The 16273-nt window shown below is 71.3% G+C and carries 12 protein-coding genes and 1 pseudogene; 5 read left to right on the top strand and 8 right to left on the bottom strand.

The features are described from left to right. Positions 1-21: 21 nt before the first annotated feature. From OHS16_RS17940 to OHS16_RS17915, 6 genes and pseudogenes are all read right to left on the bottom strand, one after another. Positions 22-2640 (bottom strand): bifunctional FO biosynthesis protein CofGH, encoded by a 2619-nt coding sequence (locus OHS16_RS17940; RefSeq protein WP_443042643.1) that lies wholly within the window; start codon positions 2638-2640, stop codon positions 22-24. Between the two features lie 123 nt (positions 2641-2763). Beyond that, positions 2764-3258 (bottom strand): hypothetical protein, encoded by a 495-nt coding sequence (locus tag OHS16_RS17935; protein ID WP_328538218.1) that lies wholly within the window; start codon positions 3256-3258, stop codon positions 2764-2766. A gap of 208 nt (positions 3259-3466) precedes the next feature. After that, positions 3467-3556 (bottom strand): annotated as a pseudogene (locus OHS16_RS17930) (DUF397 domain-containing protein); the annotation flags it as partial. Positions 3557-3636: 80 nt separating this feature from the next. Then, complete coding sequence (locus tag OHS16_RS17925) at positions 3637-3960, bottom strand: hypothetical protein (protein WP_328538217.1); 324 nt, start codon at positions 3958-3960, stop codon at positions 3637-3639. Beyond that, positions 3957-4568, bottom strand: coding sequence for a hypothetical protein (locus OHS16_RS17920; protein ID WP_328538216.1), 612 nt, complete (start codon positions 4566-4568; stop codon positions 3957-3959). The genes OHS16_RS17925 and OHS16_RS17920 overlap by 4 nt, the downstream gene beginning before the upstream one ends. Positions 4569-5073: 505 nt before the next feature. Next, positions 5074-5904, bottom strand: a complete 831-nt coding sequence (locus OHS16_RS17915; RefSeq protein ID WP_328538215.1) for a TIGR03619 family F420-dependent LLM class oxidoreductase — start codon at positions 5902-5904, stop codon at positions 5074-5076. A 205-nt stretch (positions 5905-6109) separates the two neighbouring features. Here OHS16_RS17915 and OHS16_RS17910 point away from each other — a divergent pair, with 205 nt between their 5' ends. The 3 genes from OHS16_RS17910 (at position 6110) to OHS16_RS17900 (ending at position 11268) form a co-directional block, all read left to right on the top strand. Then, the gene (locus OHS16_RS17910; RefSeq protein ID WP_328538214.1) at positions 6110-7612 is read left to right on the top strand and encodes a CehA/McbA family metallohydrolase; all 1503 of its coding nucleotides are present in this window, start codon (positions 6110-6112) and stop codon (positions 7610-7612) included. 336 nt (positions 7613-7948) lie between these two features. Beyond that, positions 7949-10894, top strand: coding sequence for an AfsR/SARP family transcriptional regulator (locus OHS16_RS17905; protein WP_328538213.1), 2946 nt, complete (start codon positions 7949-7951; stop codon positions 10892-10894). A 212-nt stretch (positions 10895-11106) separates the two neighbouring features. Continuing rightward, positions 11107-11268: a hypothetical protein gene (locus OHS16_RS17900; RefSeq protein WP_328538212.1), complete on the top strand. Its 162-nt coding sequence runs from the start codon at positions 11107-11109 to the stop codon at positions 11266-11268. A 108-nt stretch (positions 11269-11376) separates the two neighbouring features. On the opposite strand, the gene OHS16_RS17895 is transcribed toward OHS16_RS17900, so the two are convergent. Further along, positions 11377-11886, bottom strand: coding sequence for a hypothetical protein (locus OHS16_RS17895; RefSeq protein ID WP_328538211.1), 510 nt, complete (start codon positions 11884-11886; stop codon positions 11377-11379). Positions 11887-12081: 195 nt separating this feature from the next. Between OHS16_RS17895 and OHS16_RS17890 the strand changes: the two genes are divergently transcribed. Continuing rightward, positions 12082-12711 (top strand): hypothetical protein, encoded by a 630-nt coding sequence (locus OHS16_RS17890; protein ID WP_328538210.1) that lies wholly within the window; start codon positions 12082-12084, stop codon positions 12709-12711. An 81-nt stretch (positions 12712-12792) separates the two neighbouring features. On the opposite strand, the gene OHS16_RS17885 is transcribed toward OHS16_RS17890, so the two are convergent. Next, positions 12793-15129, bottom strand: coding sequence for an outer membrane protein assembly factor BamB family protein (locus OHS16_RS17885; RefSeq protein WP_443042642.1), 2337 nt, complete (start codon positions 15127-15129; stop codon positions 12793-12795). A 446-nt stretch (positions 15130-15575) separates the two neighbouring features. Between OHS16_RS17885 and OHS16_RS17880 the strand changes: the two genes are divergently transcribed. Continuing rightward, positions 15576-16223 carry a TetR family transcriptional regulator gene (locus tag OHS16_RS17880; RefSeq protein ID WP_328538209.1) on the top strand — a complete coding sequence of 216 codons (648 nt, stop codon included), beginning with the start codon at positions 15576-15578 and terminating at the stop codon, positions 16221-16223. The last annotated feature ends 50 nt before the right edge of the window (positions 16224-16273 follow it).

Here is a 16273-nt window from a genome sequence, read left to right as displayed (position 1 = left end):
CGCTTCCCGTCGGCGGCCCGGTCAGTCCTCCAGAACCGGCAGCAGCTCCGGCAGATGCCCGTCCGACGCGGCGGCCGCCCTCACCCGCTCGCCGGACACCGGCCCGTACAGCGTGGTGCGGGGCCGCGAGGGGCGCCCGGCCAGCTCCGCGATGGCGGTCAGATCCTGCACTGAGCGGTAGGAGCCGTAACTCGAGCCCGCCATCCGGGAGATGGTCTCCTCCATCAGCGTTCCGCCCAGATCGTTGGCCCCGGAGCGCAGCATCTCGGCCGCTCCCTCGGTGCCCAGTTTCACCCAGCTGGTCTGGATGTTGGGGATATGGGGGTGGAGCAGCAGCCTGGCCATCGCGGTGACCGCGCGGTTGTCGCGGGCCGTGGGTCCCGGCCGGGCGATGCCGGCCAGATAGACGGGCGCGTTGGTGTGGATGAAGGGCAGCGTCACGAACTCCGTGAAGCCCTCGACCCCCTTGGCCAGCGCGGTCTGCTGAATCCGGGCCAGGGTACGGAAGTGGCCGAGCCAGTGGCGGGGCTGGTCGACATGGCCGTACATCATCGTGGACGAAGTACGCAGACCCAGTTCGTGGGCGGTGCTGATGACCTCGGTCCAGGTGGCGGTCGGCAGTTTTCCCTTGGTGAGGACCCAGCGGACCTCGTCGTCCAGGATTTCCGCGGCAGTGCCGGGGAGCGAGCCAAGGCCCGCCTCCTTGGCGGCGGTGAGCCATTCGCGGATGGACATCCCGGTGCGGGTGGCGCCGTTGACCACTTCCATGGGTGAGAAGGCGTGCACGTGCATGCCGGGGACGCGTTCCTTCACCGCCCGCGCGATGTCGAAGTACGCGGTGCCCGGCAGGTCGGGGTGGATGCCGCCCTGCATGCAGACCTCGACGGCGCCGACGTCCCAGGCCTGCGCCGCGCGGTCGGCGACCTGGTCGAGGGAGAGGGTGTACGCGTCCGCGTCGGTGCGGCGCTGAGCGAAGGCGCAGAAGCGGCAGCCGGTATAGCAGACGTTGGTGAAGTTGATGTTCCTGGTGACGATGTAGGTGACGTCGTCGCCGACCACGTCACGGCGCAGTTCGTCGGCGATCCGGGTCAGCGCGTCGAGCGCGGGACCGTCCGCGTGCAGCAGGGCGAGCGCCTCGTCGTCGGTGAGCAGTGTCGGGTCGGCGGCGGCCTGGGTCAGCGCCTGCTTCACATCGGTGTCGATACGCGACGGCACCATGCCGGGCGCCGCCTGTTCGCGCAGCGCCTCCCAGTCCCCGTACACCTCGTCGAAGTCGTCGCGGCGGTCGGACGTGCGGCCCTCGGTGTCGATGGTGCGGTGCAGATCGGTGCGGCCCGCAGCCGTGAAGCCCTCGTCGGGCTCCTGCCAGGGCAGCCCGGCGGGGATGACACCCTCGCGGGCCAGTCCGGTCTCCGGGTCGGCGAGCGCCCGGACGTGCGGCAGCAGCCTGGGGTCAAGCCAGGGCTCACCTCGCTGGATGAACTCCGGGTAGATGGTGAGCCGTTCGCGCAGTGCGAAGCCGGCCGACGCGGTCCGCTCGGCCAGTTCGTCGATGTGCGGCCAGGGGCGCTCGGGGTTGACGTGGTCGGGGGTCAGCGGCGATACGCCACCCCAGTCGTCGATGCCCGCGCCGATCAGCAGCGCGTACTCGGCGTCCACCAGGTTCGGCGGGGCCTGGATGCGCGCGGACGGCCCCAGGATGTGGCGCGCCACCGCGATGGCGGCCGCCAGCTCCTCCAGCTCCGCGTCGGGCATCGCGCGCATCGCGGTGTCCGGTTTGGCGCGGAAGTTCTGGACGATGATCTCCTGGATGCCGTGGTAGGAGCGGGCGGTCCTGCGGAGCTCGAAGAAGGCGTCGGCGCGCTCCTCGTACGACTCCCCGATCCCGATCAGCACCCCGGTGGTGAACGGCACGTTGGAGCGGCCGGCGTCCTCCAGGACCCGCAGCCTGACGGCCGGTTCCTTGTCCGGCGAGCCGTGGTGCGGGCCGCCCGGCTCGCTCCACAGCCGGGTCGCGGTGGTCTCCAGCATCATCCCCATCGAGGGGGCGACCGGCTTGAGCCGCTGGAGGTCGGTCCAGGACATCACGCCCGGATTGAGGTGCGGCAGCAGACCGGTCTCCTCCAGCACCCGGATGGCCATGGCCCGCACATAGGCGAGGGTGTCGTCGTACCCCTCGGCCTCCAGCCACTCACGCGCCTCGGGCCATCGGTCCTCCGGCCGGTCGCCCAGGGTGAAGAGCGCTTCCTTGCAGCCCATAGCCGCGCCCTGCCGGGCGATCTCGATCACCTCGTCGGGCGACAGGAACATCCCGTGACCGGCCCGCTTGAGCTTGCCGGGCACGGTGACGAAGGTGCAGTAGTGGCACTTGTCACGGCACAGCCTGGTCAGCGGGATGAACACCTTGCGCGAGTAGGTGATGACCCCCGGCCGCCCGGCCGCCTCCAGCCCGGCGTCCCGCACCCGGGCCGCCGAGGCCGCGAGATCGCGCAGGTCGTCGCCTCTCGCCTGTAGCAGTACGGCCGCCTCCGCCGCGTCGACGGCAACCCCGTCGCGCGCCCGCCTGAGCGCGCGGCGCATCGCGTTCGCGGTGGGTGCTTCGGCCTGCGCGAGCTGCGGATCAGTCATGCCGTCGAGCATACGAGCGGGGCCGGGCTGCGTCCGCAGGGGCCACGCCCCGGTGGCGCACCGGCCGGGCCGGTCACGGCTTCGAACCGTTGGCGGCGCGTGCGGAAGCCGGCTGCCGTCCGGGCCGGGCGGCGGTCACGTGTGGCGCTGTTCCTGGACGGTCTTCATGAGGTCTGCGATGGCCAACCCTGCGTCGCGGTCACGCTCATCGTCGATCGCTTCGAGAGCGGCAGCCGCTGCCTCACGAATCCGGTGGGGAACCCCGTCGGCAGCCGTGAGCCGGTAGGCGGCCTTCCGGCGGGCCGTGCGCTCTGCGGGGTCCACCGCGTCGGGGCCGGACAGCGGAAACACGGCGACCCGGTAGGCGGATACGCCCAGCACCACCATGTCGCCGATTCCGTCGGCGTACCCGAGCGCCGCGGCCTCCCTGCGGCCTTCCCGGATCGCTCCCACCATGTGGCGGCGGGAGAGGACCGAGCCCACGGCCGCGCCGCCTCCCAGGGAGATGGCGCAGGCGACGGCAAGGAACGGCCCGCCCCAGGCCAGGCCGGCGACTGCTCCGAGGACCGCGATCGCGACGGTCCATCCGGCTGCGGTGCGGGTGCTCATGTGCTCGGGTGGGGTGTCCATGGGGACAGTGTCCCAGTCGAGATGGACACCACCCGTGGGGCCTATGGAACTTCACACCGTGCACCCGGCAGGGGCATTTCACGCGAAACGCCGTTCCGAGAATCAGGCGGCCCGGCCCGTGGCCGGCTCGACGCACCCCGCCCACGCCACGGGCCCCCACAGTAAGGATCGGGACATCGGGTTCCTTCGAATCCCGGATGTGCACAGCCCCGGCACCGGCCGCGACCTCTACGCACTGCCCGCCTTCACCGCTGCTGTAACTGCTCTTGAACCAAGCAGAATCCGGCGCGGTCAGCACCACACGCTGCCGCGTACACGTGTTGCACCGGTACGTACAGGCGGAATGGCCGCCCTGCCGTACGCCGCCCGACTCGGCTCTCACGAAGAGGCTTTCAGCAGAACCCGCAGGTCGTCGACCCGCGCGTGGACGTCAGGTCTGACGGCCGGGGCGGGACCGGCGGGGGCCGCGCCGGGAGCGAGGGTACGGCAGTCGCGGCAAAGGCCGTCGGGGAAGGCTTCGGAGGGTCCGGGTGTGCCGCATTCGGTGCACTCCACGAGCAGGCGGCGAACGCCGGCGCCGGGGGCCGTGGGCAGGCGGGGCGGGATCTTGTCGTGGAGGCGGCGGCGTACGAGGGCGGCCGGGGAGGCGACCCGGACGGGGAGGCCGGAGGTGAGGGCGTGGGTCAGGTAGTCGGTGGTCACCCCCCGGTCCAGCCACCCGGCTGCCAGCTCTTCCAGTGCCCCGCAGTCCACGGCCGAGAGGCAGAGGCGGGGTTCGACCCGGCCGAGTCGGGCCAGGGCGAGATAGGCGGGCGAGAATCCGTCCGTGGACGAACCCAGGGCTCGATGCCCCGGTACGGAAGGTCCGGTAGTGCGGAAGGTCCGGTGAGCACGGGAGCGGGCGGGGCGAGCCGGGGTGAGTGCTCGGGAGGGGCTACGGGAGCCTCCGCGCCGGTCTGTTCGGTGGGGGCGTCCGTGGGGGCCCACGGCGATGGGGGCACGGTCTCGGCCGGGGCGGCTTCCCGGGCGGCCCGGCCGTTCTCGGCTTCGGCGAAGACGTCCCACCACGCGTTGTCGCGGGCGGTGCGGGACCAGTACGTGAGGGTGACCCAGCGGCTCTCGCTCTCGCCGACCCGGCAGCGGGCGTGCCGCAGGTGTCCGGCGACGGTGAGTGCCCGGAGGGCGCTGCCGACGGCCATCTGTCCGTAGAGGGGGATGTTCCTGGCCAGCGTCTTGATGTCCATCGGCGCACCGTCGGGCAGGTGGTCGACGTATCCGGCGATGTAACGCTCCCGCTCGGGCAGCAGCATGAAGTCGTCCGACCGCGACGGGTGTTGACCCGGTGCGGATCGTTTGCCGTAACGGTGGTGGGCGGCCGGGCACGGGCGAGTGGACGCGGGTGCGCTCAGGGCAGGGCTAAAGTTCTCGGTAGCCACGAGATCGCTCTTTTCGATCTTGGGGTGAGACCCCGGCCTGGTGCTCTAACACCGTGTCGGGGTCGTTTCGTTGGGGGCACCGTAAGCAGGCGTGACAGTGCGCCGCAAGCTGTCACGATTAGTCATACTTGCCTGGCCGGGACGGCTGGGGAGGGCGGGCGGTTTTTCTCAACCCCCGTCATTCACCCCCCGGTTGACCAAGAGCGCTCGGGTCCCGGCCCCCGGGTCCCGACACTCGGATCCCGAAGCTCGAGCGCCGGGCCCGGCCCTCTCCGCGTACCCACGAAAGAGTGAGTCTGCCGGTCCCGGAGCTCGGGTCCCGAGCCCCGGGACCCGAGCACGGTGGCGGCACGGGAGGCATGTTCAGTCCGCGAGGGCGTCAGCTCAGGTACTGCGCGTAGTCGTCGAGCACCTTGAGCACGGTGGCCTCGTCCGCCGGTGGCAGCTGGAGCACGACCTCCTCGATGCCCAGTTCCGCGAAGTGCGCAAGTTTTCCCGCTCCCGGCAGCACGGCGTACGGCACGATGTGCAGTTCCCCCGGATCACGCCCCGCGTCCTCCCACACCCGGCGCAGGGCCGGGATGGACTCGCCCAGGCCTCGGCCGCCGATCGGCAGCCAGCCGTCCGCATGCTCGGCGATGCGCGAGAAGAGCTTGGGCCCGGCGGCCCCGCCCACCAGGGTGCGTACCGTGCCGCCCTTCGGCTTCGGATAAGCGTGGCTGGCCCGCACCGAGCCGAACTCCCCCGCGTACGCGGTCGGTTCGGCCGCCCAGAGAGCCCGCATCAGCGACACCCGCTCCCAGCCGAGTTCACGCCGCTCCGCCCACTCCACGCCGTGGTCCGCTGCCTCCTCCTTGTTCCAGCCGAAGCCCAGCCCCAGAGTGAAGCGGCTGCCGGACAGATGGTCGAGAGTGGCGATCTGCTTGGCCAGGTCGATCGGGTCGTGCTGGGCGATGAGGGTGATCCCGGTGCCCAGGGTCAGGGTGTCGGTCACAGCGGCCGCCTGGGCGAGTGCCACGAAGGGGTCGAGCGTCCTGCCGTACTCCTCGGGAAGTTCACCTCCGGCCGGGTACGGCGTGGTCCGCTCCACCGGGATGTGGGTGTGCTCGGGCAGATAGAGGCCGGCGAAGCCCCGCTGCTCCAGCTCCCGTGCGAGGCGCACAGGGGCGACCGTCCGGTCGGTCAGGAAGATCGTGGTGCTCAGCCGCATGCTGTCAGCCCTCTCCGTCGCTCTGGTGGCCGCCCGAGGGTATGCCGTGGACGGCGGGAAACCGAGGGGGCGTGTCCGCGCCGCCGCCGGGTCTCCATCTGCGCGCACTCTTCCCTTCTCGCCGCGTTCACGGCTCAATACCAGGGTTCTCCACCGCACCGTTCATGTCCCCCACGGACCCCCACACACCCCTGGAGCCGTCGGTATGACCACTGGAGAGATGGGCAGGCGAGGACTGCTCGTGACAGGCGCCGCCACCGCCCTTACGTTGGGAAGCGTGAGCTTCGCGGACGCCGAGGGCACCCCGGCCGGAGGCGGAACCCCCGAGGACCGGACCGAGACCGTGCACGGCACGCTCCCGCCCGGCGCACCGGACTACGTGTATCTCCCGGTGGACGTACCGCCGGGGGTGCGGGAGCTGGCCGTCGCGTACACCTACGAGAAGCCGCCCGTTCCTGCCGGAACCCAGGGCAACGCCCTGGACATCGGCATCTTCGACGAGCGGGGCACCGCGCTCGGCGGGGACGGCTTCCGCGGCTGGTCGGGCGGCGCCCGCAGCGAGTTCTTCATCCGCGCCGACGAGGCGACCCCCGGCTATGTGCGCGGGCCGGTCGGGGCCGGCCGCTGGCATATCGCGCTCGGCCCCTACACCACCGCACCCGACGGCCTGCCGTACACGGTCACCGTCACCCTGAAATTCGGTGCGACACCGGCGACACCTGAGCCCGTCTACCCGCCCGAGCGGGCCAGAGGGCGCGGCCGTGCCTGGTACCGGGGCGACTGCCATATCCACTCCGTGCACTCGGACGGAAAGCGCACCCCCGCCGAGATCGCGGCGCTGGCCCGGGCCGCCGGGCTCGACTTCATCAACACCAGCGAGCACAACACCAGCTCCGGGCACAGCGCCTGGGACGGACTGTGGGGCGACGACCTGCTGATCCTCACCGGTGAGGAGATCACCACCCGCAACGGGCACGTGGTCGGCATCGCCACCGACCACGGCACCTGGGTGGACTGGCGCTACCGCGCCCGCGACAACCGCTTCGGCCACTACGCGCGGGAGATCCACCGCGCGGGCGGCCTGGTCGTCCCCGCCCATCCGCACGCCACCTGCATCGGCTGCAACTGGAAGTTCGGCTTCGCCGATGCCGACGCGGTCGAGGTCTGGAACGGCCCCTACACGGTGGACGACGAGGTGTCGGTGGCGGACTGGGACAACACCCTGGTCAGCGGGAAGGGCTGGACCCCGGCCATGGGCAACAGCGACGCCCACCGGGACCCCGACAGGATCGGCACCCCGCAGACCGTGGTGCTGGCCGACGATCTGAGCCGCGAGTCGATCCTGGCGGGCATCCGCGCGGGCCACTCCTACATCACGGAGTCCTCGGCCGTCTCCCTCGGCTTCGGCGTATCGGGCGGCCGGGCGCAGCATGCGGGAATCGGCGAGCGGCTGCGGGTCGATGCGGACACCCCGGTGACGGTCCGTCTGGAGGTCGCGGGGGCCCCCGGATGCACCGCACAGTTCGTCACCGACCAGGGCACGCTGTACACAAGCGCGCTGCCCGGCTCGGGGTCCGGGGTGATGGAGTGGCGGACGACTCCCGCCTACGCGGCGTATGTGCGGGCGGAGGTCCGCCATGCGCCCACGGTGGCGGGGCTGCCGGGAGCGCTGGCGGCGCTCACGAATCCGGTCTTCCTGGGGCGGTGAGGGCGGACGGCGGGCTCCCGTGTGTGAGAGGTGGCGGCGTCCGCGCCGCGCACCGGAAGAACGACACCCCACCGGCCTGCTCGACCCGGCACTGCGGCGCCGCCGACCGTCCGAACCCCGGAGGGACACCCGGTCCGTTTCCGTACAAAGCGCCATGTTTGCCAGGGCGGAAGCTTTTTGACGGCGCCTCAGTCGCAGGCCGGGAGCCCTGCCCGCGCGAAGAGCTTGTGCAGAGGGACCACCCAGAGCTGACGTACTCGCCATGAACAAGGCAAACTGGGCTCAGCGACTTGAGCGATACCAGCAGGGCCGGCATGGCAGGGGGCAGAGGCAGCTATGGACCGTGACAGCGGGCCGCGCGTGCCGGAGCAGAGGGCTCCGCAGCAGGGCCGGGGTACGGGGCTGGGTTTCAGCGTTCTCGGACCCGTGCGCGCCTGGCGCGACGGCGAGCCGCTGCCCTCCGGGTCACCCCAGCAACGCGCCCTGCTGGCCGCGCTGCTGATGCGGGACGGGCGGACCGCGACGGCCGGTGAGCTGATCGACGGGATCTGGGGCGAGGAGTCCCCCTCGCAGGCACTCGCCGCGGTACGCACCTACGCCTCCAGGCTGCGGAAGGTTCTCGGCCCCGGCGTCCTGGTCAGCGAGTCCGGCGGCTACGCGATCCGGATCGGCTCCGACACGGTCGACGTCAACCTGGCCCAGCAGCTGGCCGTGAGCGCGGAGAAGGCGGCCGCGTCCGGGGACCGTGCGCGGGCTCGTGAACTGATCGACGAAGCGCTGCGTGTGTGGGACGGCGAACCGCTGGCCAACGTGCCGGGACCCTACGCCGAGACCCAGCGCGCCCGCCTGGAGGAGTGGAAGCTCCAACTCGTCGAGTCGCGCCTGGACATGGACCTGGAGGTCGGCGCGCACGCGGAGGCCGTGTCCGAACTGACGGCCCTGACCGCCGCCCATCCGCTGCGTGAGCGGCTGCGCGAGCTGCTGATGCTCGCCCTGTACCGCAGCGGCCGGCAGGCGGAAGCCCTGGCGGTGTACGCCGACACCCGCCGGCTGCTCGCCGACGAACTGGGCGTGGACCCACGGCCGGAGCTGTCCCGGCTCCAGCAGCGGATCCTCCGGGCGGACACCGAACTCGCCCGGCCGGCCCAGGAGGCGGCGCCATCGGCCCCCGGCGCGCTGCGCCCCGCTCAACTTCCCGCCACAGTGCCCGACTTCACCGGTCGCGCCGCCTTCGTCAAGGAACTCAGCGACCGGCTCACCAGCGCCGAAGCGTCCGTGATGGCGGTGTCGGCGCTCGCCGGCATCGGCGGTGTCGGCAAGACCACCCTCGCCGTGCACGTGGCGCACACGGCCCGCCCGCACTTCCCGGACGGACAGCTCTACGTGGATCTGCAGGGCGCCGGAGGGCGCGCCGCCGAGCCGGAAACCGTGCTGGGCGCGTTTCTGCGCGCCCTCGGCACCAGCGACTCGGCCATCCCCGACTCGCTCGACGAGCGCGCCGCGCTCTACCGCTCCGCGCTGGACGGCCGCCGGGTCATGGTGCTGCTGGACAACGCCAGGGACGCGGCGCAGATCCGCCCGCTGCTCCCCGGCACGACGGGCTCGGCGGCCCTGGTCACCAGCCGGGCCAGGATGGTGGACCTGGCCGGGGCCCATCTGATCGATCTGGACGTGATGTCGCCCGAGGAGGCACTCCAGCTCTTCACCAAGATCGTCGGGGAGGAACGCGTCACCGGCGAACGCCAGGCCTCGCTGGATGTGGTGGCTGCCTGCGGATTCCTGCCGCTCGCCATCCGGATCGCCGCCTCCCGTCTTGCCGCCCGCCGCACCTGGACGGTCTCGGTACTGGCCGCCAAGCTCGTGGACGAGCGCCGAAGGCTGGACGAGCTCCAGGCCGGCGACCTCGCGGTCAAGGCGACCTTCGAGCTGGGCTACGGCCAGCTCGAGCCACAGCAGCAGCGGGCGTTCCGGCTGCTCGGCCTCGCGGACGGCCCGGACATCTCGCTCGCCGGGGCCGCCGCCGTACTGAACCTGGAACTCCACCAGGCCGAGGACCTGCTGGAATCGCTCGTCGACACCTCGCTGCTGGAGTCGGCCGCACCGGGGCGGTACCGCTACCACGACCTGGTGCGCCTCTACGCGCGTGCCTGCGCGGAGCGCGACGAACAGCCGCCGGTGGAAAGGGAGCTGGCGCTCTCCCGTCTGCTGGACTTCTATCTGGCGACGGCGGCCCGGGTGTACGCGATCGAGCGGCCCGGGGACCGGTCGGTCGACCATCTGGAGCCCACGACGTACGAGGGGCTGGTGTTCCCGGACCGGCCGTCCGCGGTGGACTGGCTCTACGCCGAGGCCGGTTGCCTGCTGGCGTGCGCACATCAGTGCGCCTCGCACGGCATGCTGAGGCGGGCCACCGACCTCCTTTGTGCGGCGAAGGATCTCGCGGAGTCGGGGACCAACTCGCGTCAGTACGAGATCACGGCCATCTCGCTGCGCGACGCCGCGCAGGCGGCGGCGGACGGGCACGCGGAAGCCCGGGCCCGTGCCGCCCTGTCCACCGTGTACCTCGTCTCCGGAAGGTTCGCTCAGGCCGAGGAGGAAGCGAAGAGCGCGATGAAGCTGGCGCACGGTTCGGGGGACCCGATCCCCAGCTGCTGGGCGCCCAACGACCGCGGGATCATCGCCTTCTACCAGGGCCGCCACGTCGACGGGGAGACGTTCCTCCGTGAGGCGATCAGCAACTACCATGCCGACGGCAATCAGGTCGGCGAGGCTGCCGCCCTGTGCAACCTGTCCCGCATCCACGTGAACATGGGGCGCACGTCGAGCGCGGTCGAACTCGCCCGGCAGGGCACGGCCATCTTCGATGCCATGGGCTTGAGCCTGCGCACCGCCAACGGCCGGTTCGCCCTGGGCATCGCGCTCACCCGGGCCGGCCGGTCGGACGAGGCGCTGAAGGAACTCTCCAAGGCGCTCGAGGTCTTCCAGGAGAACCGCCAGCGCCTCTGGGAGGGTTCGACGCACTTCCGTATCGCGGAGGCGCATCTCGCCGCCGGGCGGCCCGCTCAGGCGGCTCCACGCGCCGAACAGGCCCTGGCGCTGCGGGTCATCGGCGGTGACTGGATGCGGGGGAACGTCCTGACCGTGCTGGGCCGCGCGCTGGAAGAGCTCGGTCAGTCCGACCGGGCGCGGGCCTGCTGGCGGGAGGCACTCGCCATCTACGAGCAGTCGGGTGCCGCGGAAGCAGACGACGTCCGGCGGCTGCTGAGCCCGGCAGCCGCGTAACGTACCCTCACCGGCTGGGCGTTCATCGATCGTTTATCGCCCTCCGGCAGTCTTCTTCTCAGCGGCCCGTAGCGTCGGGGGACAGACGGTTCGCCGCGGGGACACACCGTTACGGTGAACGGCCCCAATGTGCCCGTCCGGCAGCCCCCGGGGGAGTTGCCGGACGGGCACAGCCGATCGCACAAGCCTTGATCTCGATGGAGCTGACGACGATGACCGAAGCCAAGAAGGCCACGACCACCACCAACCAGGAGAACCACGCGGGGAGCCCCGCCGCCGACGGCGCCACGGCCACCCCTCTGGAGAACCACGCGGGCTCGGAGCCGAAGGTCATCAAGCCGGCCGAGAACCACGCGGGTTCCGAAACCGCCTAGTAACCACATCGCGGGGGCGACGGCCGCGGTGGCCCGGAGGGGGTGCCACCGCGGCCTCTGCGCGTCCGGGCACCGGGCACCGGGCACCGCCGACCGGTCGGTGCGCGATCAGTACAGCGTGCGTACCGAGCGGACGACACACTTCGTGACGCCGGAGACCTTGGCAGGGTCGTCCATCGGGACCTTCAGGGTCGCCCGCGATCCGCTGTACACCTGAACTGCCGCTTCGCCGCTGTCGACGGTCGTGCCGTCCGCTCCGAGGAAGTCCATCGTGACCTGGTAGTTGTGCGTACCGCTGCCCCGCGAGGCGGACACCTTGACGGTCGCCGATGTGGAGCCCTTCGTCACACACGTGACGACGGTCGCAGCGGCCGACGGCGTGGGACCCGGTGTCGGCGTGTACCTGCTGGACGTCGACCCGCTGGTCGACCCGCTCGACGAGCCGGAGTAGTCGTCGTCATCGTCGTAGTAGTGGTGGTGAGTGGTCGAGCTGCTGTGGCTCTTGCTGCTGGAACAGCCGCCGCCCGAACTGTGCCCGTGGTGGCTCCGCGAGAACCCCGTCAGTGAAAGCACCACCGCCACCAGGACCGTGCCGAACCTCAAACGCCTTGCGAACATGATGTCTCCCCCGTTTCGGCCGTCAACGTAGCAGCCCTCCGACCGCAGTCCCAGGTGCCGGGTTCCTTGCATGCCGTGCCTGTGTCCGGATCGGTGCAGGGCTGATACACCCCGGGTACACGGGGCATACGGTCCCTATGGCGGGGCCCGGAGCCCCGGCGTAGCGTCTGCATTGAGATCCGCCGAAGGAGACCGATGATGATCCGCAATGTCCTTGGCTCTCTGGTGGCTCTCCTCGGAGCGGCGGCCGCCGTATTCAGCCCCTTCCGTATCTGGTACGACGGCCGTCACGGCAGCGCCTACCGCATCCAGGACCTCTTCAACGGCATCACGGACAACAGGCCCGACGCGGGCGGATCCATCCTGATCCCGTTCGCCTTCGCTGCCCTGGTCGTCCTGATCGGCGTGCTGCTGCGCTCGCGGCTGCTCGTCCTGCTGGCCGGACTGATCACCATCGGGTTCACGGTGCTGTGGATGGTCCGGGTCGGCATGGCCGAGCACACCCTGGCGATCAGCAGTGACGGCTCGGGGCTCGGTGTCGGCGTCGCTTCCGCACTGGCCGGCGGGTTCCTGATGCTGGCCGGCGCCGGGCTGATGAGCGGGCGCCGCCGGGCCCGCGCGGAGCGGGCGGAACGGACCGACAGTGCACCCGGGGCTCCCGAGGCCCCTGGGGCGCCCGGCTACGAGCCGTATCCGCCGTACGAAGGCGAGGCCGGGCCTGACACGATCCGGTTCTCCTCGTCCGATCTGCCGGCGGACCTGACGGCTCCCGACGAGCCGGGTGCGACGAGGGCACAGCCGGGCACCTGGCAGCCGCGCAAGTAGCAGCGGCCCTGCCGGGAGCCTCCGGTCCGGCCCGGGGACGGAACGGCGGCGTAACAGCCCCCGGACCGGCCCGTCCCGGTCTCAGCGTCCCGTCCCCGTGCCCTTCACCGCGTCAAGCGCGTACACACAGCGGTCCTTGCTGCATGCGTACACCACCCCGGCACGGGCCACCGGAGACCCGGTGATCTCTCCCCCGGTAGCCAGCTTCCAGCGCAGCTGCCCGCCCACCGCGTCCAGCGTGTACAGACAGTGGTCCGCCGATCCGAAGTGCAGGCGGCCGTCGGCCACCACGGGCGCACCCACGACCTCGGCGCCCGCCGCGAACCGCCACTTGGGGGTTCCGGTCACGGCGTCGAGTGTGTAGAGCGCGCTGCCGCTGCCCACATGGACGTTGCCCTGGACGACCAGTACGGGGTGCACCGACTGGCGCGACTCCGTGGCGATGCGCCAGCGGTCCTTCCCGGTGGTGGCGTCGAGCGCGTACACCGTGCCGAGGTAGTCGGCCAGGTAGACACCCCCGCCGGCCACCGCGGGACCCGGTACGAAGGCCGGGGCGGAGAGGAAGACCGCGGGGGCCTCGAAGTGCCAGCGAACCCGGCCGGAAGCCCGGTCGATGGACAGGACCCGGGTGCCCGCGGCCACATAGACGCAGCCGTCCTCCGCGGACGTGATCCGCACCGGTACGCCTCCGCAGGCTGCCGCGTCACCGACGGGGTACGACCAGCGCTCGGCGCCGGTGCGCGGGTCGAGGGCGAGGAGTCTGGCGTCCTTCCAGACGTACGCCGTGTCGTCGTGGACCGCGGGGCCGGCCTCGGGCGTCTCGAAGTCCGTCTGTGCCCCGGCGATCTCCCACAGCTTCTCGCCGTTGGATGCCTCCCAGGCCTGCACACCGCCACCGCGGGTGCCGGTGACCACAGTGCCGCGGTCGACCTGGAGCGAGTAGACCCAGGCGTCGGTCGTCAGCCGCCAGAGGTCGCTGCCGTCGGCTCCGTCGAGTGCGTAGAGGGTCGGCCCGTCGGACGCGTGAATACGGCCGCCGGACGCGGCCATCGCCCAGGCGACGTCCTTGGTCTTGAACTGCCGCCGCCCGCTGGCCACATCCAGGGCGTGCACCTCGAAGGAGGTGACGTACAGCAGGTCCCCTTCGACGACCGGGGTGCCCCACACGTCGTTCGACATGCGGAAGCGCCACGGCCGCCAGCGGGCAGGCCCCTCGGGGGCCGGGACGGGCTGCGGTGCGGGAGCGGGCAGCGCCGCATCGGCGCTGCTCACACCGGCGGGTGGCCGCACCCAGCCGGTGGCGGGCCCGGTCTGCAACACGGCGTGCGCACGGGCCTCGGCGACCCGGGGGCCCGGTCCGATGGGCAGCTGCGCGCCGGGCAGCCTGACCGGGCCTTCCGGCGGGCCGTGCTGCGGCTGATGGTGCGGCTGCTGCCGGTGCTGACCGCGCTGCGGCGCGGGCGGCTCGTAGGCGGGCCTCGGCGGTGGCGAGGGACTCGCGGGCCTGGGCACCACGGCGGGCCGTCCGCCCCGGCGGGTCTCGATCATGGCGGTGGCCCGCTCGGGCAGCCATGCCGACGCCGTCCCGCTGTCGTCGCCGCCCGAAGCGAAGAGGTGAGGGGCCAGCTGGGCCTGCAGATCCTCCGGGCTGGGCCGCCGGAGGAACTCCGGCTGCATACACGCGTCGATCAGCGGTCTCAGCTCATCGGGCAGGCCCTCCAGATTGGGGCCCTCCCTGAGCAGCATGAACACCGTTTCGACCGGATTGGCGCCATGGAAGGGCGCATGGCCGGTCGCCGCGAACACCAGCGTGGAGCCGAGCGAGAACACATCGCTCGCGCCCTTCACGTTGCGCGAGTCCTTCGCCTGCTCGGGCGACATGTACGCCGGTGTGCCGACCGCGACGTTCGTCATGGTCAGCCGGGTGTTGGAGACCCCCGATGCGATGCCGAAGTCGATGACCCGCGGCCCGTCCTCCACCACCAGCACGTTGGAGGGCTTGAGGTCGCGGTGCACGAGTCCCGCGCCGTGAATGGACTGCAGCGCCTCGGCGATACCGGCCGCCAGCCAGCGGACCGCCTGAGCGGGCATCGGCCCGCACTCATTCACTATTTCCTCGAGCGAGGGCGCGGGGACATAGGCGGTGGCCAGCCAGGGAACGGCGGCCTTGGCGTCGGCGTCCACGACGGCCGCCGTGTAGAAGCCGCTGACCGCACGGGCGGCCTCCACCTCGCGCGAGAAGCGGACGCGGAACAGCTGGTCCTCGGCGAGCTCGGTCCGCACCGTCTTGATCGCCACGCGCCGGCCCGACGCGGAGCGCGCCAGGTAGACCAGCCCCATGCCGCCGGCCCCGAGCCGCCCGAGCACCTCGAACGGGCCGATCCTCCGCGGATCGTGCTGCGTCAGCTGCTCCACCACGTGCCTGCCACCTCCCCGTACGGGACCCGGGGAAGGGGGCCCGCGAAATACAGCTGCGTTCAGCGTCTCACCACTGGGCACCGGTGAGCGGTGCGCACCCTGATTGTTGCTGGCGGAAGCGGTGGTTGCGAACCCGGGGGCGGACCGGGGTGTCTCACCATGTTCCGGACATCCGAGGGTGTCCGGCGCTCACTTTCCCGCTCTGCCCTGCCCGAGCGGCCTTCCGCCGCCGGGCACCGTGGGCCGCCTTCGCACTCCATCCACAGATAAATCGAACATCTGATCAGAAATTACCCCGGGGCGGCCTTGGTCCCCCACTTGTCCACGGATGTTATCCACAGCCTGTTGATAACATTACTGATGCCGGAACCCGCCCCATTACCAGCCCGAACCCCATTTGCAGTCGGCCGAATCGCGCTCCGATCACCCCTCGGTAAGCTGACGGCATGACAGGACAAGTACGCACCGTCGACGGCCGCGTAGCCGGACGACGCGGCCAGGCGACGCGGCAGAAGCTACTCGACTGCCTCAGCGAAATGCTCAGCTCCTCGCCGTACCGGGACGTCAAAGTCATCGACGTCGCCCGGAAGGCGGGGACTTCACCCGCGACCTTCTACCAGTACTTCCCGGACGTCGAGGGCGCCGTCCTCGAGATCGCCGAGGAAATGGCCAAGGAGGGTGCCGGGTTGACCGGCCTGGTCTCCGGCCGCTCCTGGGCCGGCAAGGCCGGCCGGCAGACCGCCGAGGAGCTCGTCGAAGGTTTTCTCGACTTCTGGCGGCGCAACGACGCGATCCTCCGGGTCGTCGACCTGGGCGCGGCGGAGGGCGACAAGCGGTTCTACAAGATCCGCATGAAGATCCTCAACTCGGTCAACGGCTCACTCACCGAAGCGGTGAAGGAACTGCAGGCCAAGGGCAAGGTCGACAAGGACGTCAGCCCCGCCGCCATGGCGGGCTCGCTGGTCACGATGCTGGCCGCCGTTGCCGCGCATCAGAAGGGCTTCCAGACCTGGGGCGTGAAGCAGGCCGACCTCCGTCCGGCCCTCACCCTTCTGGTCCACATGGGCATCACGGGAAAGAAGCCGACCAGGTAGGCGCCGGCCACCCTCCTCGTCCTGTCGCACCGATGGCGGACCACTGATGT

The organism is Streptomyces sp. NBC_00344 (assembly GCF_036088315.1).
Lineage (GTDB): Bacteria > Actinomycetota > Actinomycetes > Streptomycetales > Streptomycetaceae > Streptomyces.
The sequence above is the reverse complement of the archived record's forward strand: the minus strand, read 5'-3'. Positions and strand labels throughout refer to the sequence as shown.